The 23,645-nt window shown below is 62.0% G+C and carries 21 protein-coding genes; 7 read left to right on the forward strand and 14 right to left on the reverse strand.

Features of this window, described 5'->3' with window-relative positions; all coding sequences use genetic code 11:
* Positions 1 to 14: 14 nt before the first annotated feature.
* The gene (locus FSO04_RS10065) at positions 15 to 1,292 is read right to left on the reverse strand and encodes a cytochrome P450 (protein ID WP_154559554.1); all 1,278 of its coding nucleotides are present in this window, start codon (positions 1,290 to 1,292) and stop codon (positions 15 to 17) included.
* Between the two features lie 194 nt (positions 1,293 to 1,486).
* Here FSO04_RS10065 and FSO04_RS10070 point away from each other — a divergent pair, with 194 nt between their 5' ends.
* Positions 1,487 to 3,133 carry a phytoene desaturase family protein gene (locus tag FSO04_RS10070; RefSeq protein ID WP_154559555.1) on the forward strand — a complete coding sequence of 549 codons (1,647 nt, stop codon included), beginning with the start codon at positions 1,487 to 1,489 and terminating at the stop codon, positions 3,131 to 3,133.
* Here the strand turns inward: FSO04_RS10070 and FSO04_RS10075 are convergent.
* The 5 genes from FSO04_RS10075 to FSO04_RS10095 all read right to left on the reverse strand — a co-directional run bounded on the left by FSO04_RS10075 (position 3,089) and on the right by FSO04_RS10095 (position 8,795).
* Positions 3,089 to 3,844 carry a TetR/AcrR family transcriptional regulator gene (locus FSO04_RS10075; RefSeq protein ID WP_154559556.1) on the reverse strand — a complete coding sequence of 252 codons (756 nt, stop codon included), beginning with the start codon at positions 3,842 to 3,844 and terminating at the stop codon, positions 3,089 to 3,091. The genes FSO04_RS10070 and FSO04_RS10075 overlap by 45 nt on opposite strands.
* 157 nt (positions 3,845 to 4,001) lie before the next feature.
* Entirely contained in the window at positions 4,002 to 4,736 is a 735-nt protein-coding gene (locus FSO04_RS10080; protein WP_154559557.1) for an SDR family oxidoreductase, read from the reverse strand.
* A gap of 52 nt (positions 4,737 to 4,788) precedes the next feature.
* Entirely contained in the window at positions 4,789 to 6,243 is a 1,455-nt protein-coding gene (locus tag FSO04_RS10085; RefSeq protein WP_154559558.1) for an acyl-CoA reductase, read from the reverse strand.
* Between the two features lie 7 nt (positions 6,244 to 6,250).
* On the reverse strand, positions 6,251 to 7,669 hold the full coding sequence (locus FSO04_RS10090; RefSeq protein WP_154559559.1) for a long-chain-fatty-acid--protein ligase: 1,419 nt from the start codon (positions 7,667 to 7,669) through the stop codon (positions 6,251 to 6,253).
* 124 nt (positions 7,670 to 7,793) lie between these two features.
* Entirely contained in the window at positions 7,794 to 8,795 is a 1,002-nt protein-coding gene (locus FSO04_RS10095) for a helix-turn-helix transcriptional regulator (RefSeq protein ID WP_154559560.1), read from the reverse strand.
* Positions 8,796 to 9,044: 249 nt separating this feature from the next.
* Between FSO04_RS10095 and FSO04_RS10100 the strand changes: the two genes are divergently transcribed.
* The 4 genes from FSO04_RS10100 to FSO04_RS10115 all read left to right on the forward strand — a co-directional run bounded on the left by FSO04_RS10100 (position 9,045) and on the right by FSO04_RS10115 (position 12,524).
* Complete coding sequence (locus FSO04_RS10100; RefSeq protein WP_154559561.1) at positions 9,045 to 10,331, forward strand: cytochrome P450; 1,287 nt, start codon at positions 9,045 to 9,047, stop codon at positions 10,329 to 10,331.
* Positions 10,332 to 10,412: 81 nt separating this feature from the next.
* Positions 10,413 to 11,444 (forward strand): hypothetical protein, encoded by a 1,032-nt coding sequence (locus tag FSO04_RS10105; RefSeq protein WP_154559562.1) that lies wholly within the window; start codon positions 10,413 to 10,415, stop codon positions 11,442 to 11,444.
* A gap of 79 nt (positions 11,445 to 11,523) precedes the next feature.
* Positions 11,524 to 11,880, forward strand: coding sequence for a nuclear transport factor 2 family protein (locus FSO04_RS10110; protein ID WP_154559563.1), 357 nt, complete (start codon positions 11,524 to 11,526; stop codon positions 11,878 to 11,880).
* Between the two features lie 98 nt (positions 11,881 to 11,978).
* A complete protein-coding gene (locus FSO04_RS10115) occupies positions 11,979 to 12,524 on the forward strand; it encodes a glutathione peroxidase (RefSeq protein ID WP_154559564.1) in 546 nt (181 codons plus the stop codon).
* Between the two features lie 138 nt (positions 12,525 to 12,662).
* On the opposite strand, the gene FSO04_RS10120 is transcribed toward FSO04_RS10115, so the two are convergent.
* The 5 genes from FSO04_RS10120 to FSO04_RS10140 all read right to left on the reverse strand — a co-directional run bounded on the left by FSO04_RS10120 (position 12,663) and on the right by FSO04_RS10140 (position 17,844).
* Complete coding sequence (locus FSO04_RS10120) at positions 12,663 to 13,838, reverse strand: thiolase family protein (RefSeq protein ID WP_154559565.1); 1,176 nt, start codon at positions 13,836 to 13,838, stop codon at positions 12,663 to 12,665.
* Positions 13,835 to 14,737 (reverse strand): 3-hydroxyacyl-CoA dehydrogenase, encoded by a 903-nt coding sequence (locus tag FSO04_RS10125; protein WP_154559566.1) that lies wholly within the window; start codon positions 14,735 to 14,737, stop codon positions 13,835 to 13,837. Before FSO04_RS10125 ends, FSO04_RS10120 begins: the two co-directional genes overlap by 4 nt.
* A gap of 14 nt (positions 14,738 to 14,751) precedes the next feature.
* On the reverse strand, positions 14,752 to 15,609 hold the full coding sequence (locus FSO04_RS10130; protein WP_154559567.1) for a fumarylacetoacetate hydrolase family protein: 858 nt from the start codon (positions 15,607 to 15,609) through the stop codon (positions 14,752 to 14,754).
* Complete coding sequence (locus FSO04_RS10135; protein ID WP_154559568.1) at positions 15,606 to 16,688, reverse strand: amidohydrolase family protein; 1,083 nt, start codon at positions 16,686 to 16,688, stop codon at positions 15,606 to 15,608. The genes FSO04_RS10130 and FSO04_RS10135 overlap by 4 nt, the downstream gene beginning before the upstream one ends.
* A 352-nt stretch (positions 16,689 to 17,040) precedes the next feature.
* On the reverse strand, positions 17,041 to 17,844 hold the full coding sequence (locus tag FSO04_RS10140) for a TetR/AcrR family transcriptional regulator (protein ID WP_154559569.1): 804 nt from the start codon (positions 17,842 to 17,844) through the stop codon (positions 17,041 to 17,043).
* Between the two features lie 149 nt (positions 17,845 to 17,993).
* Between FSO04_RS10140 and FSO04_RS10145 the strand changes: the two genes are divergently transcribed.
* Positions 17,994 to 19,634, forward strand: coding sequence for an ATP-dependent acyl-CoA ligase (locus FSO04_RS10145; RefSeq protein ID WP_233464805.1), 1,641 nt, complete (start codon positions 17,994 to 17,996; stop codon positions 19,632 to 19,634).
* Positions 19,635 to 19,738: 104 nt separating this feature from the next.
* On the opposite strand, the gene FSO04_RS10150 is transcribed toward FSO04_RS10145, so the two are convergent.
* Positions 19,739 to 20,539 carry an SDR family NAD(P)-dependent oxidoreductase gene (locus FSO04_RS10150; protein ID WP_154559571.1) on the reverse strand — a complete coding sequence of 267 codons (801 nt, stop codon included), beginning with the start codon at positions 20,537 to 20,539 and terminating at the stop codon, positions 19,739 to 19,741.
* 126 nt (positions 20,540 to 20,665) lie between these two features.
* Between FSO04_RS10150 and FSO04_RS10155 the strand changes: the two genes are divergently transcribed.
* The gene (locus tag FSO04_RS10155; protein WP_154559572.1) at positions 20,666 to 21,400 is read left to right on the forward strand and encodes a DUF2889 domain-containing protein; all 735 of its coding nucleotides are present in this window, start codon (positions 20,666 to 20,668) and stop codon (positions 21,398 to 21,400) included.
* 87 nt (positions 21,401 to 21,487) lie between these two features.
* On the opposite strand, the gene FSO04_RS10160 is transcribed toward FSO04_RS10155, so the two are convergent.
* Positions 21,488 to 22,054: a 3-phenylpropionate/cinnamic acid dioxygenase subunit beta gene (locus tag FSO04_RS10160; protein ID WP_154559573.1), complete on the reverse strand. Its 567-nt coding sequence runs from the start codon at positions 22,052 to 22,054 to the stop codon at positions 21,488 to 21,490.
* 40 nt (positions 22,055 to 22,094) lie between these two features.
* Positions 22,095 to 23,486, reverse strand: coding sequence for an aromatic ring-hydroxylating dioxygenase subunit alpha (locus tag FSO04_RS10165; protein WP_154559574.1), 1,392 nt, complete (start codon positions 23,484 to 23,486; stop codon positions 22,095 to 22,097).
* Positions 23,487 to 23,645 lie beyond the last annotated feature (159 nt).

The following is a 23,645-nucleotide window of genomic DNA, read 5'->3' on the forward strand; positions in this document are numbered from 1 at the left end:
GCCAGGTTCGTTCCTCAATCCCAGATCACATGCAACGCGTGCGGCCCGCGCAATTGGGCGCCGACGATCTGCGGCTTCGGCATATCTGGATCGAGCCGCAGGTTCGGCAGCAGGTCGAGGATGGTATTCACCGCCACCGCGAGTTCGACCTTGGCGATGAACTGCCCGATGCACATATGCGGACCAAAGCCGAAGCCAAACGACGGCTTGAGCTTGCGATCGATATCGAAGCTCTCGCTGTTCTCGAACACCTCCTCATCGCGATTCGCCGACGAGACGATACATTGCACCATCGCGCCCTTCGGAATGCTGAAGCCGCCGATCTCCGTGTCCTGCGCCGCCTGGCGCACCTTGAACGTCGCAACCGGTTCGAAGCGCACGGCTTCGTCGATCGCTTTCGGCACAAGGCTGCGATCCGCACGCACCCGCTCCAGCAGTTCGGGCCGCTCCAGCAACGCCACCATCAGCGAGCCGAATGTGCGCGTGGTGGTCTCACCCGCCGCAGGCAGCAATGAGCGCACAAAAGTCGCCACCTCGTGATCATCCAGAGAACGCCCTTCGTACTCCGCGCGGATCAGCCGGCAAATCAGGTCGTCGCCTTGCGCGCCGTTCTTGCGCACTTCGGTCACTTCGAGCTTGACCGCGTCGTAGAGCGCCTGGGCGGCTTCCATCGCCGCTTTGCGCGCCTGGGCGGCTTTCTGGGCATCGACCTGCGGGCCCGCCAGAATCGCCAGCGCCCACGCAGCGTATTGCTCGATCTGTTCGGGACGGTTGTCGGGAAAACCGATCAGAGAATAGATCAAACGGATCGGGAAATGCAGGCCGAAGTTCATCAGATCGGCGCGGCGCTTCGGCACCAGTGGCTCGATATATTCGCTGCGCACGATCGGCGCCATCTTCGTCTCGCGCCAGCGATTCACCACATCCGGCATGAAGACCGGCTGCAACAGCGAACGCGCGCGGCGATGCGCTTCGCCGTCCATGCCGGTCAGGATCAGGCCGTCGAAGAACGCACCGAGTCCTTCGGCGATAAAGCCGCTCGTGAAGTGGGTGGCATCGCGCAACACCGACATCACGTCCTTGTACTTGAACAGCGTAAACGTCGGCCGGTTCGCATCGAGGCCGGCGATGTTCGGCACGCCCAGGCGCGCCATGAAGTCTTCCGCAATCACCGGCGAATTGCGGCGCATGTCACGGTAAATCGCGTGCAGATCGACGTCGCTACCTTTGTAGTTGTCCGCGACGCCGGCGAAGGCGCTCTCGAGCGAAGTTGCTGCGGCGGGTGTGCTCATGCCTGTCTCCATCGTTGATATTCGGCACGCGGACTTAGGGATCAGCCTGATAACCGTTTGACCCATGGTCAGCGCATTATGTTGAACAGATTTGTAGATTGTGATCCACTTAAGGAATGGAGGCAAGACAAAAGGCGCGCACTGCGATCGACGCAAACGCCCATGCACCCTGACAACAAAAAGGACGGAGACACATGGCAACAGAACAGACTTATGACGCGTTGATCGTCGGTGGCGGCCATAACGGGCTATCCGCGGGCTGCTATCTCGCCGAGGCCGGCAAGAAGGTGCTGGTGCTCGAAGCGCTCGACAAGGTGGGCGGCATGGCTTCGTCGGGCTATCTGCTGGAAGGCGCGCCACAGCACATGGTTCATCCGTGTGCGCTCGACATGATGTCGATGCGCGTGCATCCGCGCGTGCCCGCCGAATTGCAGCTCGAACGGCACGGCTTTCGCCAGATCGAACTGACGCCGGGTTACGTCTATTTGCATCCGGATGGCAGCTCGCTGGTGTTCTGGCGCGATCCGGAGAAGACCGCAGCCGAGATTCGCCGCTATAGCCCGAAAGACGCCGACGCATTTCTCGTCTTCATCAAGGTCGTCTTCGCCTTCATCGACATGGCCGTTCCGATGATGCGCGTCGACCCGGCAGATAAAAACCTCGGCGCGAAATTCGAGGCTTTCAAGGCGGCGCTGCGCAATCGCAAGCTGAAACCCGAACTGATGGCACTGCTCACCGGCTCGGCTTATCAGGCCGCACAGGAGCATTTCGAACACCCGGTGACGATCTCCGCGATGTGTTGCCTGACCGGCCTCGCCGGTCCCATCACCGCTGACGGCAGCGGCATCTATTACGCGCTGCTCGGCTTTTTGCATCGCTTCGGCGTGGGCCGTGTGATCGGCGGCATGCAGACGCTGTCCAACGCGATGGCCGCACGGCTGCGGGAACTGGGCGGTGAAGTGATGACCTCGGCAAGCGTCGCGGAGATCATCACGGACGACCACGCGGCGCGTGGCGTACGTCTCGCCGACGGCCGCACGTTCTACGCGCATGCCGTCATCGCGAGCTGTCATCCGAAGGTCGCGCTCGATCTGGTTACGCCCGGCCGGGTCGAAAAGCGCCTGTTGACGCGCATGGCGCATGCGCCGGCCAACGCGCACGGCGCGTCGCCGCTGAAGATCGACATGGCCCTGCGCGGCCAGATATCGCTCAAGCGCTTCGAGGCGAAACGCGGCGACGGTCTCGATCTGCGCAAGACCTGCTTGCTGATCGGCACCACCGAGGCCGTGCTGGAAAACTTCCGTGCTTCGGCGCGTGGAGAAGTTCCCACCTTGCCCTATCTGACGATCACCGCGCCGAGCGCGGTCGACCCGTCACAGGCGCCTGCTGGACAGGACACGGTGTATCTTTACCCGCCTGCCATGCCGACCCAGCCACGCGAAGGCTGGGATGCGATTCGCGAACGCGTGACGCAGCAGGTGGTCGACCAGGCGAGCGAGTATGTGGACGGTCTGAAAGAGTTCGAGATTGCGCGCCGCATGGAGGCGGCCCCCGACTTCACGCAGCGGCTGAACACCGTCAACGGTTGCGTGGTGCATATTGACACCAGCACGATGCGCTCGAACAAATTTCGGCCTGCGTACGGGCTGGGTGGCGCGACGTTGCCGGTACGCGGTTTGTACTTCGGGGGCGCCGGCATTCATCCGGGCGGCGGCGTGAACGGCATGCCGGGCCGCATCGCCGCGCAACGCGTCCAACGCTACCTCGGCAAAGCCGAGCGGCGCGGCACAACCCAATCAAGCTTCGTGATGGCGATTCTTGCCGCGTGGGGCGTCTGCTAAAGCCGTCAAAACCGGCCGCTTCAGCGATGGCCGGTCGCCGGCAAGTAACGTGGAAAGCACGAAGTCCACCGAGAATTCACGCCATGCTGCCGCGCCCGCAGCGGACGTCGTATCGAAACCCGCGACCGCGGACACGGTGTAGTGATTGGTGAAACCGCCGGTAGTCAGCAGCGCGCACGCGGCGTAGAACATACGCGCATCCACACCGTCACGGAATTCGCCGCTCGCGGCCCCGCGCTGCAGGATACGCTCCATCTGCGCGACCAGCGCGGGCGCCAGATCGACGAACCGGTTGCGTTCGACAGGATGCGTGTGGTGCTCGTGAAACCGCAGGCTCTCTTGCGCCAGGGAGCCAAGCGTCGGGTCGAGCCGGTATTGATCGATTGCGTGTTGCAGAAAAACCCGCAATGCCTCCACCGGCGGCAGGTGATCGAGTTCGAGCGCCAGCAGATCGGCGAGCACGTCTTGCGCGGACTCGTCGAGCACGCTGGCGAACAACTGTTCCTTGCTGCTGAAATAGTGATAGACGAGCTGCTTGGTCACGCCGGCTGCCCGCGCGATATCGTCCACCCGTGCGCCCGCGAGGCCCTTCTCCGAAAACGCCAGGCGTGCCTCTTTCAGCAGACGGCTGAGCGTGGCTCGCTTTCGCGAGGGCGACGCGAGTGCCGCGGACGTGGAAGGCGCGGCGGTATCGGTAAGCGTCAAGGGCATGGATAGGTGGCACACGATGCAGGGGAAAACGAAGCACCGCTGGTGCAATTGAATGCGCCCTTCTCGGCGCAGTCCGCAGCGGTGTTCGGCTAATGCATTGTAGTGCTGATCGCCAGCAAAAGGCGCCTCGTTCTGACACCGCCGATCATTCTCTGCTTCAGAAACTTTGCGAGAGCGGCCGCACGACGATCTCGTTGACTGCAACATGTTCCGGTTGCGCAATCGCATAGACGATAGCGTCGGCGATCACGGCCGGCGACATGGCGCCCTCGAACAGTTTTTGCGCGCGCTCGCGGAAAGCCGGCACTGTGATGCTGTCGGTGAGTTCGCTCGCGACGAGACCTGGGCAGATCGAGGTCACGCGCACCTTGCCCGCGCATTCCTGACGCAAACCCTCGCTGATCGCACGCACCGCGAATTTGGTCGCCGAATAGACAGAGCCGCCCGGCCCCACCGTCAATCCCGCCACCGACGAAATATTGATCACATGCCCCGAGCCCTGCTCCAGCATGCCGCCAAGCACCGCGTGAATGCCATACAGCACGCCCTTGATATTCACGTCGATCATGCGGTTCCAGTCGTCCACGCAGCCTTGCGCGATCATCGATACAGGCATGATGCCGGCATTGTTGACGAGCACGTCGACGCGGCCGAAGCGCTCGCGCGCCTTCTGCGCGAGTTGTTGCAGATCGGCTGATTGGGTGACGTCGGTCGCGGCCCACAGCACGTTGGCGTCGCCGCCGAGTTGCTCCGCCAGATGCTTCAGACGATCCGCGCGCCGTGCGGCCAGCACGAGTTTGGCGCCCTGCTGCGCCAGCCGTCTGGCAGTCGCTTCGCCGATGCCGCTGCTTGCACCGGTAATCATGATGACTTTGCCGTCTATCGAATTCATCGGTTTCATTCCTTCGTGTAAAGTTGATTGCGCAATCGCGGCGCGACCGCGCCTAGCCCGCCAGCGATTCCACCAGTCCAGGATCGGCCGTCTCTTCAGTGACCCATTTCACGGTGCGGCGGATCGGTTCGATCGCATCCTGACGATCGAGGTTGTGCTGCAACGTGGCGGCCGCGCCGAGCGACACCAGCCGTTGCGCGCCCTGATACGCGAGCCGGTCGCGCAACGTGTGTTTGAGTGCTTCTGGAAAAATGCCGATGGTCTGCGTATACGCGTTGACCGAGCGCACGGCTGTGTCGATCTCGTCGATCGGTACCAGATTGCCCACGCGGCAACCGAGAATGCGCGAAAAGCTGACCGGCGCGCCGTCGCGCGAGACGATCAACGCGCCTTCATTGCTTCTGCCGCCGAAGACCGTGTAGTCCTCCTCGATCATGCGGATGCCGTCGAGTTCTTCTTTCAGCTGCGGATCGAAAGCCTTGTGGGGTGTGGACAGGCTCTCGGGCAAGCTCTGCAGTGCCGCAAACGTGAGTTCGGCAAGCTTTGCGCACCGCGTAAGGCCGGCTTCATCGGTGCCCGACTGCACGTAGATCACGCGCGCGCTTACACAGGCCTCCTGGTTCTGCGCACCGACGTCGAGCGCGAGGCGCCTCGCCACGCTGGTCAGCGTCGTCTCATCGGCGAAGGCTTCGCGGCCGATGATCGTGCCGCTCAGTTTCGGATCGAGCGTGATCAGATCGAGACCAGGTTGCAGATAGCGCGTGATGTGCTTGACCGAATCGAAGCCGCCCCATGCAATCAGCTTCTCGACCTTGCGGGGATCGTAGATATGCCGCTCCACCGCTTCGTCGCCGCCTTTCCAGTAAGCGACGCTCAAATGTTTCGTCAACGGATGATCCGGCGCCATGTCGATCATCGTGCGCGCCAGCGCCATGGACGTCAGCGGATCGTTCGACGGCGCCTTGATGATCGCGTCGGAACGTGTGAGTGCGTTGCGAATCAGCGTCAACACCGCAACCACCGGCGCATTGCCCGCAATCACGTGCACGCAGCGCGCGCCGAATGCACGGGTGCGCGCAGTGACGCCCGGCAGACTGCCCGGTTGCTCCACCCAGCCCTCCAGATACTCGGCGCCAACCGAACGCGCGACGATGTTGTACAACTCGTCGCGTTGAAAGAGACGCGGCGTGCGTGTGTAGTGAAAGCGCAGAATGCTTTCCGACAAACCGGACGTGGCGCACGACAATTCGAAGGCCTGCTGCAAATGACGGTTGTCGGCAAAATTGAGGTGCTGGCCGAGTTCGACCAGATAGTCGACGATCTGCTCGAGACTCAGCGTGTACAGGTCGGCCATTTGCGACGGCGCGCGCAGGGTCAGTTCGTCGACATAGCGGCTCACGTCCGGCGCTGTAAAAGAAACGCCCCCGCGACGGCCGCCGAATGTCAGCGCATCGCCTTCGATGAGCTTGCCGCGAATGATCAGCGGCACATTGTAGGAAATGGTCATGATCGGCTTACTCGGAAAGTTCGGTCAGGAAGTTGAGTGCTTCGTCGTGCGCGGCCGGGGCACCGGCGCAAATCACTTTGTCGTCGCCGCCTTCCTTCTCGCTGTAGCGGCGGATCGCCGCCAGCAGATAGGGGCCGCTACGGCCGCACTGGCAGGGCTTCTCGTAACCGCGCAGCGTGATTTCGTCGCCGGTCACGAGGCCCGCCCAGTAGGTGCCCGGTAACAGATCGAGCGAAGCAAAGCGGCCTGTCAAACCGTCTTTGCGTGGCAGCGGCTTGCCGGTCGCCGGATCGAGCAGGAATGCGATGGTGGTAGGCGGTACGTGGTAGTGGCCTTCCTCGCAGCGCATGCAGAAACCCATCTGTTCACTGCAGCCGTAAAACTCGTAGAAGTTGTCGAAGCCGAGGAACTCAACCAGTTGCTCGCGCCAGTTGTCCGGCATGTTCTTGCCTTTCTTACCGCCGCCTGTATGCAATACGCTGCCGTTGCCAAATACCTGGCGGGCGCCTCGCGCAAGACCTTCGGCGGCAGTCTCGTACAGGATCGTCCAGACCGCGCCCATGTAGACGTCACGGCCGGCGAAACGGGTGATCGCTTCGGCAAAGAACTTACGCAATTGCTCTGGACGTTCGCGCTCCACTCGCACGAGTTCCTCGCGTTTGGCCAGCAAGGCTTCAGAGATATGCAAGGAACCGAGTTCACCCTGCGCTTCGGCTGCAGCGAGACGGCCCGATAGCGAGGCAACATCCGCGGAAAAACGCGCGTCGGGGTACATGAACAACGCGTTGTGCTCCCCGCCCGCGTACATCTCGACCTGATAACCGCTGCCGCGCGCGGCGGCGCTCGCGCCCTTGCGATAGGTCGGCGCAATCAAGGGGCGCGGGTTGGTAATCAGATCCGGGCCACTGCCCGGACCGCGCCAGTCACGAATGCGGCTCGCCGATAGCGTGATGTTCTGGCGCCACTCGCGATCGGTGCGCGGCAGAAAAGACAGCTTGCCTGTGGTGCCCGACGTATGGAACACGCGCAGATTCGTTTGTGCGTCGAGCAGATCGATCCAGTCGTCGATCAGCTTGATGCCGGATGCGTCGACGTGGCTCAGGTCTTCCGTGGTCAAACCGTTGAGCCAGCGCGTGAGCTTGTCGAACTGGCCGCGTTCGAGATACGACAGCGGGTACGACTTGTACACCGTGTGCGCGAACAGCAAAGGGGCGACGTCGTCGATGCTATTGATCGTGTCGATGCCCTGTTCTGCAGCGAGACGCTCCAGCACCGGAATCTTCGCGCGCATTTCACCGAACCGCCGGCGTGCGCCGCTCAGTTGTATGTCGTGGATCTGCTGCTGGGTGAGACGGAAGGCGTCGTCATAGCACGCGGTAACGAGTGCGGCGGGGTCGGCAAGGAGCTGCGTATACAGCGTGGACATGGTGTCTCCGTTCGGGCTGTCTGAACTATTCGGACCGCGCGCGGAATGATTCGCGGTGCGTATCTGAATGCTATGAAAACGAGCCGCCGAGCAGAATCGCTAGTTGCCGCGCTGCGCGGTCAAACTATCGCCGAACGGACATGTCGTGCTCAGGAGCCGTTCGCAAGCCCAGCAGATCGAGTCGATAGGCGCGCGGCGTACGGCCGGTGACCTTGCGAAACGCCGCGCCGAATGCCGCGGCGCTGGTGAAACCGCATTCGTATGCAACCGTTTTGATCAGCACGTCGGCATCGGCCAGCCGTCCCTTGGCCTGGCGGATGCGCGCGTCGGCGATAAACGCGCTCAACGTCACGCCGGTGCTGTTCCTGAAAGTGCGCGACAGGTGCCGGGCACTGATACGGCATGCCTGCGCCAGTTCGATCACACCGGGCGACGGTCCGTACGCGCCCTCGACGCGCTCGCGGATCAGGCGCAACTGCCACGGCGCAAGCTTGCTGCCCTCGCCCAGGTTCGCACGCGGATCGACGCGGCGAACATGCCGCGCGATATGCACGAGCATCGACATCAACAGATTTTCGGCGAGCGCCGCGCTGGCAAAGCCAGGACTAAGCGCTTCACTGGCCAGTTGCAGCATCGCGTCGCGTACCTGGATCACCCGCAAATCGCGGCACAGTTCGAGCCGGGCTGCGTCCCATTGCCAGTCGCGCAGTTGATCGAAACGCGCTGGCTCGAACATGCAGCAGACCACGCGCCGTTGCATCGAATCACAACGCACATGGAAGGTCTGACCGGGCGGCACCAGCACACTCTCGCCCAGCCGGCCAAATGCCGTTCCGTCGGCACCGCCACCGAAGATGCCCCCAGGCGTGCCGCGAAATGCGCCGCATGCGCCGCGTTCGCGCGAATCGAGTAACAGGTCCAGATAGCCCATCGATGGGCGGAATATGGCGTCGAGCGGGCCGTCGAGCGTAAATGTGCGGACATTGACCTCGAGCGATGGCGTGGTCAGATGCGCGTCTACCGACAAATGGGCTGGCGCCATGCGCTCGCGACGCACCAGCTTGCCGCCGCTAGCTACGGTGTAGAGATCTGAGACGTTCGGGTCCGCAGTTTGAGCGTACGACATCGCAGCCTATATATGAACATTTAGTAGAAATATGTCTATATAAGATGTTCGGACGGCCGCGCCTATAGCGATGAACCCGTATCGCGCCCAGTTTGACGGCGCGTCAAACGAACCCGGCGGACAGTGCGGCCATTGCTCGCTAAGCTGCACAGCAAGACGGACTCCGCGTCCGCTGACATGACCAGGCCCCATTGCCCGTTACCCCATTAATCAGGCTGCCGGGCCGGAAGAAGACCCATGAGGAGACACATGAACGCACCCACGCAGGAAGGCCTCACGCTCGATCTGGAGGCGGCCTATCACGCCGTCTCCGACACCTTCCGGGGTCCCGACCTCGATTTGCAGGCGCTGTGCCGCGAAATGCGCCATACGCAGCCCGTGATGCAGGGCGATTTCGTCGCCACAAGGCTCGGCGTGCCGACCAATGCGGGCGCCAAAGCGGCGCAGTGCGCGGTGACGCTCTTTAAGTATCAGGACGTGATGGCCGTGATGCGGGATGCCAAGACCTTCACCAGCGGCTTCATCGCCGAGGGTCTCGGCGCGTTCTTCGACGGCCTGATCGTGCTGGCGATGGACGGCGACGCTCACCGCCGCGCGCGCGGCCTGCTGCAGCCTGTCTTCATGCCGGAGACGGTGAACCGCTGGCGGCCCGAACTCGACCGTGTGATCCGTCAGGATTTTCTCGAGCCGCTGGTGCCGAAGAAGCAGGCCGAACTGATGGACTTCGGTCTGTACTTCCCGATTCGCGAGATGTACGCACTGATGGGTTTCCCGACCGACGACACCGCCCGCTTCAATCAATACGCAACGTGGGCGCTTTCGATGGTGGCCGGCAATCAGATCGACCCGGAGAAGATCAAGATTTACGGGCCGCTCGCGGGGGCCGCAGTCAAGCACCTCTATGACGCCGTGAAAGAAGTCGTGGTGCAACGACGCGCCGAAGGCGCCCACGGCGATGATCTGATCAGCCGCCTGATGCGCGCGGAGTACGAGGGCCACATGCTCGACGACCACGAAGTGACCACCTTCGTGCGTTCGCTGCTTCCTGCGGCAGGCGAGACCACTACGCGTACGTTTAGCTCGGTCATGGCACTGTTGCTCGAGCGTCCGGAACTGGTCGAGCGCGTGCGCAACGATCGCACGCTGATTCCACGTCTGATCGACGAAGCCGTGCGATTCGAACCGGTCGCGACCTTCAAGGTGCGGCAGGCGGCGCACGACGTCGAGATCGGTGGCGTGAAGGTGCCCCAGGGCGCGCTGGTGCAGTGCATGGTGATCTCCGCGAACCGCGACGAAGATGCGTTCGACAACCCCGACGCCTTCGACATCGACCGCAAACCCAAGCCCTCCTTCGGCTTCGGTTTCGGCACGCATATGTGCATCGGACAGTTCGTCGCCAAGGTCGAATTGCAGTGCGCAGTGAACGCGATTCTCGATCTGTTCCCGAACGTTCGGCTCGACCCCAGCAAACCGGCCCCGAAAATTGCCGGTGCCCAGTTGCGTGGAGCGAAGTCCGTGCCCGTCGTCTGGGACTGATACCGGAATTGACTTCGCGTTTTCTATCGGCGCGCTTGCACCTTGCGCATCCTGACAGCATGAATCTCCTCGAAAAAGACCATGAAGCACTTCAACACTCTTCCCGAGCGCGGCAATTTCACGTTCCAGACCCTGGTCGCGCCACACAAAGTGAGCGGCCGCGCGATGCACGACCTGCGCGGCTTTTACGGGCTGCAGCTGACCAAAGGCATGCCGTTCGGCTGCGTGCGTGATGAAGACGGCGAAATCTATGCATTCGTGCGCGCCGTCAACGAACCTGGCAGCACGCCGAATCCGACCAAATTCGTCTACCTGTCGACGCAAGTGGACGGCCAGCATCTACGCATCGACAAGTCGCGTATCGAGCCGCGCGCGATGACGCTATTCCCGCAACGCTGGCTCGACGGCGATACGGCCTGCTGGTCGAGCCTCGAAGGCGAACCTGGCGCAGCCTGGCGACTGACGGCTTCCGGCGAACGTCTGAGCTGGCAGGAAGACGGCTTGTTCGATCTGAGCGGCCCACTGCTCGGCCAGGGCATGCAGTGGTATCTGCCGGGTCCCGAATGGGGCACGTTTTACGTCTCGCAGATCTACGATATCGCCGGCACCTGCGATGGCCGCAAGGTCAAAGGCTTGATGTGTTTCGACCAGGCGTATATGGCCGAAGGCGGCGCGATCCACTTCAGGAAGGACCTGGTCGTCAACAACAAGATGCATGTGATCTGGTGGTCGTTCGCGACCGTCTATAAGGACGGCACGTGGGACGCGGGCTCCTTCATGGTCGGTCACGACAATCTCGGCTATGCGATCTTCCAGAATCACAAGGGCGAGATCCGCACCACCACCGATATCGAAGGCAGCGTCACACACAAGGACGGCAGCTACTTCGTCGAAAGCGCGCGTATCGTGCTCGACGGGCATGAAGAGTGGGAGTATCTGCCCTGCCCGAAAGGCGAGATGGTCGACTTTGTCGGCGGCTTTCCGATTACGGCGCAGCAGGAAGGCCGCTGGCGACGCATCGGCGATACCCGTGAGCCGGACCGCTGGCTCGGCTGGGGCGAATCCGATCGACGCAACGGCACCGCGCGCAACGTGCGCGGCGCGGTTCTTTGACGTGTCCCCGATGGGTCTTTGAAGCGCTTTTGAAGTGTTTTTGAAGCACGAAGATGCGTGCCTTTCCAACGAAGCGACCATGTCCACTACCGAAACCACCAAATTCATCGCGGCCTTCCTGCACGACCAGACCGAACACTGGAACGCCGGCGACAAGACTGCATTCTTCGATGCTTATCGACGCATCGCGCCCGCAGGACTCACGATCGAATACATCGGCCGGCCGCCGCAGGACGGTTGGCCCGTACTCGAGCATATGTGGGAGAACCAGCGGGCGAATATCCGCGCCGAACCGGTAGCGAAGATCATCAACGGCAATGAAGCTGCCTGCTACGTGCGTAACGTGGTGGTCGGCACCGCGCGAGTGATCGAAACGGTCGAGCTATTTCGCTTCGCAGCCGGCCACCTATTCGTGCGCTACTTCATCAAGCAGTAGTCCGGCGCCTGGCTGGGAGCACGCCGCACGCGATCGAGCAGAATCACGTACAGTGCAGAATAGAACTTTTTCATCTGTCTGCAACCAGAGGACTCGCAATGAGCACATCGATTTACGACATTCCAGTTAAGACTATCGAAGGCGCACCCGGCAACCTCGCGCCGTATCGCGGCAAAGTGCTGCTGGTCGTCAATGTAGCGTCGAAATGCGGGCTAACGCCGCAGTACGCGGGGCTGGAAAGCCTCTATCAGGACAAGCGCGCAGCCGGTCTTGAAGTGCTGGGTTTTCCGGCTAATAACTTCAAGGGCCAGGAGCCAGGCTCGGACGAAGAAATCAAATCGTTCTGTTCGACCAGCTACGACGTGCACTTCCCGCTGTTCTCGAAGATTTCGGTGAAGGGTGAAGACAAGCATCCGCTGTATACGGCACTGACAGGCGCGCAACCGTCCGCGATCGGCGACGGTCCGTTTCGTGAGCGCCTGAAAGGCTATGGCGTCGAATCGGGTGATCCGGTCGAAGTGCTATGGAATTTCGAAAAATTTCTGCTGAACCGCAATGGCGACGTGGTCGCGCGTTTTGCCCCCGACGTGGTGGCGGACGATCCGCGCCTCGTGGCGGCGATCGACGCGGAACTCGCGAAGTAACTGCCAGGGCGACTGATTCCAGTCGCTTATTTCAGTCGCTTTCTTCGGCCGCTTACTTCGGCCGCATGCAAAAACGGCGCGCTGTTTATAGCGCGCCGTTTGCTTTCCAGAACTTTCCTCGATATGCCGGCTCGCGCATCAGTCCAGTCGCTCGATAATCGTCGCCGTTCCGAGGCCGCCCGCGCAACAGATCGCCTGCAAGCCATAGCGCGCGCCACGCCGTTCCAGTTCATGCAACATCGAGGTCATGATGCGTGCTCCGCTCGCGCCCAGCGGATGACCGAGCGCGATCGCCCCGCCGTTCACGTTCAGCCTCGAATGTGGCACGCCGAGTTCTTTCATCCACACGAGCGGCACGGACGCAAAGGCCTCGTTGACTTCGAACAGATCGATATCCTCAATGCTGAGCCCCGCCTTCGCCAGTACTTCACGCGTCGCGGCAATGGGACCGGTGAGCATCAACGTCGGATCGGCGCCGACGGTGGCAACCGCCCGCACACGCGCCCGGGGCTTCACGCCGAGTGCCTTCGCTTTGGTGGCGGACATCAGCAGCAGGGCCGACGCGCCGTCCGATATCTGCGATGAATTGCCGGCCGTCAGCCGCCCAACGCTGCGAAAACTCGTCTTCAGCGTCGCGAGTTTATCGGCGTGAGTGCCGGGACGAATCGTTTCGTCCGCCGAAAAAAGCGCCGCTTCGCCTTCCTGCGATTTCTCGCGCAGACGCTGCACTGGCACCGGGACGATCTCGCGCGCAAACCAGCCTTCCGCAGCCGCGGCCGCCGCACGCCGATGGCTCTCGACCGCGAACGCATCGAGTTGTTCGCGCCCAAGCTCCCACTCGTCGCACAGACGCTCAGCTGCCTCGCCCTGGCTCGTCAGCTCGTACCTTTCGCTCGCCATCCAGCCGAACGCTTCGCCATGCAGATCGCGATTGCTGCCCATCGGCACGCGGCTCATGTTCTCCGCGCCGCCGGCCACCACCACCTCCGCCGCGCCGAATGCAATGAGCCCCGCGGCGACGTGCACGGCTTCTTCGCCCGAGCCGCATTTACGGTCGATCGTGAGACCGGGTATGCTGTCCGGCCAACCCGCGCCGAGCAAGGAGGTGCGTGCGATATTGGCCGACTGCTCCCCGATCTGGGTGACGCAGCCGAAGATCACGTCGTTGACGACCTCCGGCGCGAGCCCCACGCGTTTGACCAGTTCATCGATCACATGCGCGCCGAGATGATCGGCGCGCACACCGGCAAGCGAGCCGCGAAACTTGCCGATCGGGGTGCGCGCCGCACCCACGATCACGACATCGCGACTCATAGCGAACTCCCCTTCAGACCCGAGCCCGGCACCCGCTGACCGTCTTCGTAGCGATACACGCCATGGCCGGTCTTACGGCCGAGGCGCCCCGCCGCCACCATCTTGATGATCAGGGGACATGGGCGAAACTTGTCGCCGAGCGTCTGATGGAGATATCTCAGCACCGACAGGCGCGTGTCCCAGCCCGTGAGGTCACCAAGCTCGAGCGGTCCCATTGGATGATTGAAGCCGAGGCGCAGCGCGGTGTCGATATCCTCCGCGCTGGCCGCACCCTCCTGCAGCATCCACATCGCCTCGTTGCCGGCGAGCGCCGACATGCGGCTCGTCGTCAAACCGGGCGATTCGTTGACGATGATCGAAGTTTTGCCGATCGCATCTGAATACTCGCGCGTGAGCGCGACAGTTTCGTCGCTGGTGGCAAGGCCGCGCACCAGTTCGACCAGCTTCATCTTGTGCACGGGGTTGAAGAAATGCATGCCGATCACGCGTTCCGGATGCGCCACCGCTGTGGCGATCTCGGTCACGCTGAGTGCCGAGGTGTTGGTCGCGTACAGCGCGCCGTCGGCCATCACGTCTGCCGCATGCGCGACCACCGCCTGCTTGACCGCCAGTTTTTCCGACACCGTTTCGATCAGCAGATGCGCACCGTCCGCGGCGGCAGCGAGGTCGGTTTTGATGGCGAGCCGCGCCTTGGCGGCATCGGCTGCGGTGACCTGGAATTTACCAAGACGCACGCCGTCGTCGAGAATCTTGCCGATGCCTTTGTGCGCGCGTTCCAACGCATTTTCGTCCATGTCGACGAGTGTCGTGCTGAACCCCGAACTCGCGAACGCATGTGCGATGCCGGTGCCCATCAGACCCGCGCCGACCACGACCACCTTGTTGTTTTTTAAAGTCATACCACTGCCTCCCTTCATGCTGATTCGTTTGCCGATACGACGTTGCGCAATGTGCCGATGCCTTCGATCGAGGCTTCCACCACGTCGCCGGGATTCAGAAAGCGGCCCGTACCCTGACCGGTGCCCTCTGGCGAGCCGGTGAACAGCACATCTCCCGCTTCGAAACTCGAGCGCTCGTCAACGAAACGCACCAGCGCCGCCGCGTCCCACGTCATCTCTCCCGATGACGCATCCTGCCGCGTGTCGCCGTTCACTTTCAGCGTCATGCGCAACGCCGGACTGCCGGGCATGAATTCGTCGCGCGTAACGATCCAGGGGCCGAGGCCCGTCGACCGATCCTGGCTCTTCGCGGCGAACAGATCCATGCCGACACCCGGTGGCCCACTACGTTGCAGATCGCGCGCGCTGACGTCGTTGCCTACCGTGTAACCCAGCACGCTGCCGAGCGGATTGGCGCGGTCCACCTGCCGTGCGCCGATCACCACGACCAGTTCGACTTCGTGGTCGAGTTCTTTGGTGAGCGGCGGATAGCGAATCGGATCGCGCGCGCCGACCAGCGCGCCGTATGCCTTCAGGAACGCCACCGGCTGACTATGGCTTTTCATGCCGAAGTCGGCATTCAGGTGCTTCGCATAGTTGGCGCCGGCAACAACCACGCGATTGCCGCGCTCAACTGGCGGCAACAAGCGCAACTCGCCCAGCTTGCGCGGCGCACCTGCGAGCTTTAGCGCATCGAGGCCGTCCTCCGGTCTTGCCGTGAGTGCAGGCGCCCATTCGGCGAATGACCCGACGATCGGGGTCGCTTCGCCGCGTTCCGTATCCACTACGGCCCAGAACGGCACGCCACCGTCCGTGCAGCGCGCGAGCTTCATGCGCTCACCGCCTGCTTCGGCGCCGGCACGCCGATCTTCGCCGGGTCGAGATGCAGCAACTTGCAGGCGTTCTGCCAGCGGATCTTTTGCAGGTCTTCATCCGACAAACGCAGACCATCGGTCAGATCGTGACGCACCGCATCGCTGCCGCCGAAATTGCTGCCGTACAGAATGCGGTCCGCGCCGATAATGTCGATCAGCGCCTGGCGCATCGGCACTTCATGCAATTCGACGTCGAAATAGAAGTTCTTCAGATACTCGAGCACGGGCTTCTTGTTGTGCGCGAAGTCGAGATTGGCATTGCATTGCGCGAGACGGCCAAGCTGATACGGCACATAGCCGCCACCGTGCGTGATGTACACCTTGAGACCCGGAAAGCGGTCGAATACGCCGCCGCAGATCAGATTCCAGAAACAACGCGTTTCGTCGTACTGCATGCCGACGATGGCCGTGGTCTCGTAGCGGTCCTCATTGGCCTTCTTGCCCCACGTGACCGACTGGTTGTAGCCGTGGATGAACATCGGCAGGTCGAGGTCGCACAGCGCCTGCCAGACCGGATCGAGTTCCGGCGAATCGAATTCGAGGCCGCCGAAATTGGCGCCGCCCGCTACGAGCCCTTTCGCGCCGAGCTCACCGCAAGCGCGGCGGATTTCCTTCGCGGCCTCTTCCGGCACGTTGAGCGGCGCATGCGCCCAGAACATCAAACGATCGGGCGCGGCGGAACAGTATTCGGCGAGCGTGTCGTTGACCTTTTTCGCGTAGCGCACCGAGAAGTCCGCTTCCGCCCAGTACATGTAGCAGTGCGACGGCACCGACACCACCTGGGCATTCTGGCCGGCGGCGTCCATACCGGCCAGACGAACGTTCGGATTGGCCCAGCGTGCGAAGTACTCGTCGAGCTTCAGCCCTTTGCCGGACCGTACGGCTGCCTTACGCTCGGGTGAACCCAACGTCAGGATCCAGTCGCCCACCCGCAGCTTGACGTCACCATCCTCGTGCTGTTCGAAGAACGGGCCCCAGTGGGGGTGTTGGTTGTAGTAGCCCGGATGCGGAGCGTGGGCATGAAGGTCGATGAGCATGATGTCTCCTGGCGCTCGACGGCGCAGATGTGGGATAGACCTGTCTGCGGTTCACCGACATCCGGACGCACGAAAGCCAGATGCGCGAAGCAGATCAGACTGTTCGACATCATGCCAATATTAGTCACTTAATGCAATTGTGTTCAAATTAACGTTTACGCGGGTTCCTCCCGCTTGCCTCGGGTCTGCTTTCCGGGTCTGCTTTCCGGGTCTGCTTTCCGGGTCTGCTTTCCGGGTCTGCTTTCCGTCTCTGCTGCCGCCGGCATTCCTGCATGGCGACGCGCCGGCCCCGGCGCGAAAGCCGGTGGCAGGACGGTCGCCAGGAGCCACGGTGTGCGTGAACGTCATAGGTTCAGCGGCGCGCCCGCGTAACCCCGCCGAAGCGGATCGAATCGATGAGACGGCCGATACGGCGTTGCATCGCGCCTCGCTCAGACTCGCTCGACACGAGGTGTTCGCTCATGACGAAACGGATCAGCAGATCGCAGATCAGTTCGCGATCGAGTTTGACGCCCAGACGTTCGTCCCATGCGTCGAACACGGGTGACAGCAAATCCTGAAAGCGCACCACGGCGTCGTGAAAGATGCGTTTGAAAAAGCGCAACGCGAACTCCGGTGCAACCAGCAACATGCGCCGGGAATTGCCCGCGTCAAGGTAGTCCTGCAGGTAGTTGATGACCACGTCGAAGCGCTCGTCCGGGTCCTGATAGCGCACCAGTAGTTCAGCCAGCGATTTGTGGAAGTTCTCCCTCTTGTGGCGCGAAAACGCTTCGAGCAGTTCGTCCTGCGAGGCGAAATAGCGGTAGAACGTGCCCCGCGACACGCTCGCCGTTTCGCACACTTCAAGAATGGAAATACGGTCTGCACCCGACTCCAGCACAACCTTTTCCGTCGCGGCAAAGATGTTGTCGATGGTCTGCTCGGAGCGGCGATTGCTGCGCCGACGGCGCGGCGCCGCGGCAGGTGCGGCCGCAGCCGCGGCCACCGCGGGCGCGGCTGGCACGGCTGGCGCGAGGCTCTTGCGTGCCGTTGGCGCTGGCGCCACTGACTGCGCCGCGCTCTTGCCGCTTTTCTCGGCGACGGCGCGTTTCTTCGCCGGTTGTTTGACAGCAATCTTCGAGGTACCGGCTTTCGATGGAGTAGTCTGTTTAGCCATAAGTTGATCAGTTTTTATAAAAGTGTGCGGGTTTCCCCGCAGATCAGGATTGGAATACAAACACTAGAATTCAATTCTCGGGTTAGAATTTGTGGGCAAGTCGCCCGGTTCACGCCCAGTTCATTTTCTGAGAGGTTGATATGGCTGGTATGGGAAGAGCAGAGACTTGGTCGCTCGGTGAACAGGACACCGTTATCGCCGCACTCGAGCGCGCCGTCGTGGCGCATCCGGACCGGGTTCTGCTCGACTTTTCGGGTGCGCTCTATACCTATGCGGACGTCGACCGTCTTTCCACGCGCCTCGCCCATTCGCTGGCGTCGCTCGGCGTTCAGGCCGGGCAAACCGTGGTCACGATGCTCGACAACAACGTCGACGCCGTGATCTCGTGGCTCGCGGTCAACAAACTCTGCGCCGTCAGCGTGCCGATCAATACGGCATTGCGCGGTGAATTCCTGCGCCATCAGATCGCCGACGCCGGCTCGCCGCTTGTGATCTGCGAAGCCGACTATCTCGATCGGATCGGCGCGGTGGCGGCGCAACTGTCCGAAGTGAAGCAGGTTCTGTATCGCAGCGCCGATACGGGCGCGACCGCCGTCACCGCCGCCCGTTGCGGTCCCTTGCCGCTCGCGCCGCTTGACGCCCATCGCGGTCATGACGACACGCCCTTCGAGCGCAAGCCGGAGCCGCGGGACCTCGCCAGCCTGATCTATACATCCGGCACCACCGGCCCGTCCAAGGGCTGCATGATCAGCTACAACTTCATGTGCAACCTGGCGCGCCTGCAATTGCGCGCCGGCCCAGCAAGCCCCAACGACGTGACGATCACGCCACTGCCGCTGTTTCACATGAACGCGCTGGCGGTGGGCATCCTGTCGAATATTCTGGTGGGCGCGCGCGTGGCGATCATTCCGCGTTTCTCGGTGTCCAATTTCTGGCCCGAAGTCGAGCGCAGCGGCGCCACCATCGCGTCGATTCTCGGTGGCATGGGCGGCCTCCTCGCCAATGCGCCGGACAATGAGGCGGCAAAGCGCTGTTTCGGCCAGATTCATACGGTGCGTGGCAATCCGTTCACAGAAGAAAACAAGAAGGTCTGGCGCGAGCGCTTCGGTGCCAGACAGGTCGGCGGCAACGGCTACGGCCTCACGGAAGCATGCGTGATCACCTCGCTGCCGGGCGGGGAATACGCGGCGCCTGGTTCGTCCGGCAAGCGCATTGCCGACTTCGACGTGCGGATCGTCGACGATCTCGACCGCGAACTGCCGGCCAATACGCCGGGCGAAATAGTCTGCCGTCCGCTGCGACCGGACATCATGTTCATGGGCTACTGGCGCCGTCCCGAGGAGACGCTGAAGCTGATGCGCAACATGTGGTTCCATACCGGAGATATAGGCAAGTTCGACGACGATGGATTTTTCTATTTCGTAGACCGCAAAAAAGACTATTTGCGCCGCCGTGGCGAAAATATTTCCAGCTTCGAGATGGAATCGGCCTTTGCACGCCACCCCGATATCGCCGAGGTCGCGGTCCATGCCGTGCCATCGGACAAAGGCGAAGACGACGTCAAAGTCACCGCCATTCTGAACCCGGGTGCCGCGCTCACCGCCGAGGCCCTGTTCCACTGGGCTACCGACGCCGTTCCATATTACGCCCTGCCACGCTACATCGAGTTTCGTGAGACGCTGCCCAAGAACCCGCAAGGCCGCATTCTGAAGTATCAGCTGCGCGATGAGGGTAAGACGGCGTCCACCTGGGATATCGAGGCGACCGGCATCAAGGTGGCCAAACGCTGACCGTGTTCAGTTTCTTCAGTGACTAGCAGTAAAGGGGCCCGCGGGGCCCCTGTTGCTTTATATACGACCCGCTTTCGTACTCAGCCGCGTGCCCGGACCATTACTCAGTACTCGCGCACAGGCACATTGGCCGGCCGCGAGTTGTAGCCCGGCAGATGCAGACCGCCATCCACATGCAGCGTCTCACCGGTGATGAAGCGCGACATCTCCGAAGACAGGAACACCGCAGCCGGCCCAATATCTTCTTCCGGATCACCGCAGCGGCCGAGCGGACGCGCTGCGGCAGAACGTTCGGCAAAACCCGGGTTTTCTTCCGCCAGCTTGAAGAACGTCGCGCCCATTGCCGTCGGCGCAATTGCGTTCACCGTGATATTGAAGCGCCCCCATTCCGAGGCCGCGCTACGCGTCAAACCGACGATGCCCGACTTGGCGGTATTGTAATCGGCATGCAGCCACGCGCCGGTCTCGGTGTCGATCGAATAGAAGTTGACGATGCGGCCCCAGCGGCGCTCGCGCATATGCGGCATTACCGCACGCATGGCCCACCAGGTGGCCCACAGCGACGACGTCAGGGTTTGCTGCAACATCTCGTCCGTCTTGTCTTCGAACAGTACGTTGGGCGTGGGAATGAAGGCGTTGTTCACCAGAATGTCGATGCTGCCGAAGTGCGCCACCGTGCTCTGCACGGCTGCCTCTATCGAAGCCTTGCTCGTCACGTCGGTCTTGACGAACAGCGCACGGCCGCCGATCTCCTTGATTTCGCGCTCGACCTGCAAGCCGGTTTGCTCGTCGATCTCGGCAATCACCACGGCCGCGCCTTCTCGCGCGAATGCTCGCGCAACGCCGCGGCCGATGCCGCCGCCGGCGCCCGTGACGAAACCGACCCTCTCCTTAAGCAATGCCATGCCGACGCCTCTTGTTTATTGAACATAATTTGCGATATCGTACACTTTAAGAATAAAGGTGTCAGCATTTTGCAGCCCACAATCGGGCATCGCTACTGTTTTTACGCTGTTTTCGAGGGTTCTTTCATGTTCAGGCGCCGCATCGTCATCAGCAGCCACATCGGCACATCGCAGCGCGTGACGCGCGCGGCACTCGAAGACGACTTCCACCACTTTCGGGTCGAAGTCGCCAGCGCGCATGGACAAGCGACGCGCATTGACGCCGCGTCACCCCGCCGGCCCTATACGCTGTGTGCGCAAGCCGCCGGGCAATTGCAGGCGCTGGTCGGCATGACATTGACGCAAACAGCCCATGAAGTCACACGCGTGGCGGATGCCAGCGAGCAATGCACTCATCTATTCGAACTCTCTGGACTGGCGATCGCCGCGGCAGCGCGCGGTACATTGCGGCGTCAATACGACGTCGAAGTGCCGACGCGCGTAGATGATCGCACGCACCCGGCGCTCGCACGCGACGGCATTCCCTTGCTGGAATGGAAGGTTGTGGGCACGGTGATTCAGGGACCGCCGCCGTATGCGGGCATCGATCTGTATCACGGCATGGCGCGCTGGGCGCTCACTACGCTGCCGGGCGAAGAGGCCGAAGCGGCGCTGATTCTCAGGCGTGCGACCGGCATCGCCAAAGGACGTGGTATGAATCTCGACGAACAAGTACACGCACGTCCTAACGGCAACTGCTTTGCCCAACAGCCCGTGCGAGCCGAACAGGCGATTCGCATCGTGGGATCGACCCTGGACTTTGCCACGCGCCCCGCTGCCCTGTGCGCCGACGATCTGGCATGGCTGGCCTTCGCCGAATAAGCCACCAGGCATCGCCCGCCATAAAAAAAGCCCCCAGAAACAGGGGGCAACTTCCTTGGCTCGCGAAGCCTCGAGAAACGGTAACGCCTAGAGAAAGATCGCCAGATTCGGCGTGCCGAGTACCGCCTGATCGAGAATGATCTCGCGGCGCGCCAGCTTGAACGTGTCGCCGCTGCGGCGCAGCACGTCATGGCGCTCGCCGCTGATCAGATCCAGATCGTCAAAGTTGAAACGGCTGCGCGTCACCAGCAGATTGCTGCGCACCACGTATTCGCCGGCCGTATCGCCTTCGTACACCAGCACGTTAGTCACGAGCCGGTGCGTACGCGACGGCGGGTCTTCCGCCCACGCGCTTTTGGTACCCGTGAGGCGCATGATCCGGCCCATGATCGAGCGATAATTGTCGTGATAATGCTGCATCGTGCGGATGACCGACGACTCATGCTGCGCATACGGCCGTGTTTGCCGCAGCGGCGCCGCGTAGACGAGATCGGTGGCGAGCGTCGCGCCCCATTCTTCCAGGCGAATCTCGTCGAGCAGCACCGCCTCGTCGTACAGGAACTCGACCACCGCGTTATATACCGCTGAACCAAGCGGCACACGAGCACGTTGCGGCGTCGCGGCCTGTTGCACGGCTTCTTTTACTTCGCTCATCACACTGTCTCCTTGAGTGGCTTTGATTGGCGCGCGGCGCTCAACTTTCCGAGGTCATCAGTTCGCGCCAGTGCAGCCACCAGTGCCATTGCGTGTCGTCCTTCGTGAAGCCTTCGTTGACAATGCCCGGACCTGGCCAGCCTGCCGGTGCGCCGGTTTCGTAGATCGCCTGATACTTGAGCGTCTGCTTTTTGCCCTGCGCGCCCTTAGCGGCGAGCGTCATATGCGGCCATGTGTCGGAGTCGTCCTGCTCGACCATGCCCGACGTGCCGAACAACTGGATGGTCTGCTTGAGCATCTGCTCGCGCACCTCGGGCGGACAGTCCTTTTCCGCGAAGACCCAGTTGACGAACTCGAGCTTGTCCGGTCCGCGCGGAATATAGGCGTGTAGCGTGATCGAGCCGATCACCGAGCCATCGGCCTGGGGAATATAGAGGAAGCCGAACAGCACGTTAGGGAACATGCCGCCCACTTGCGGCGGCATCGAGGTCTGCACCTGCAATTGGCCTTCGTTCAGATTGCGCTTGAGCTGGCTGACCATTTCCTTTGTCATGCCCGCGGGCGGCAGCACCTCGAGCTTCTGTTCGACCGTCAGCTGATCCGGGTCGAGTCCGGTCAGACGGCGAATCTTGCGGCCGAGGTCGATGCAGCGCAGCGCGTGCCCGTGCGGCGAGCTGATTTCAACGCCGTACATTTCCGGGCTCAGATCGCCGCCCTTTTCGTCTTTCTTCGAATACGCACCTACTTCACCGAGCCAGCGGTGCAAGGTCAGCGTGTGATAGCCGTCGCCCGATGACTGTTCGCCGGCCGTCTTCCAGTTGGCGCGCACGATGAAGCGCTGCGGCGGCCCGAGCACTTCGATGCCCCTGTCGCTGCGTTTGAACAGCATGTCGTAATACCACTTCGCATCGCCAAGGAATTCCTCGAACGACGGGCCGTCCAGATTCCAGGTCGCAAAGATCAGGCCACCGTACAGCGTCATCCGCGCCTTTTTCAGCGATAGCTCGTCTTTGCTGCGAATCTTGCCGTGCATGCATTCCTTCTCGACCGGCGCGCCGAGGAACTGGCCGTTTGGACGAAACGCCCAGCCGTGATAAATGCAGGTGTGGATTTGCGTGTTACCGGCGTCCAGCGTGGAAACCCGCATGCCACGGTGCGAGCACACGTTCAGCATGACGTGGATCTCGCCGCTCTTGTCGCGCGTGACCAGCACCGAGTCCGACCCCATGTCACGGACCATGAAGTCGCCGGAGTTCGGAATTTCGCTTTCGTGGCCAAGCAGCAGCCACGTCTTGCCGAAAATCCGCTCCATCTCCAGTTCGTATAGTTCGGGGTCCGAGAGAGCGCGCATCTGCACCTCTCGCGTTTCGACGTTCACCAGATCAGCGACCTTGGTGCCGTCGGCCAGTGTGGGACTGGTCTGCGTCAACATGCTTGTCTCCTTGACTTACCCTTCGTGGGGTTAAGTTGTTAATATAAACACTTTTGCTATCTGTGTACATATTTTGAGTTTTTGATCCGGATAATCCCCTACGGGTGCGACGCGGGCACGTTCATACCTGGTCGCGCCCGGTCTTCGTCATGAGTCTGC

Source organism: Paraburkholderia madseniana (assembly GCF_009690905.1).
GTDB lineage: Bacteria > Pseudomonadota > Gammaproteobacteria > Burkholderiales > Burkholderiaceae > Paraburkholderia > Paraburkholderia madseniana.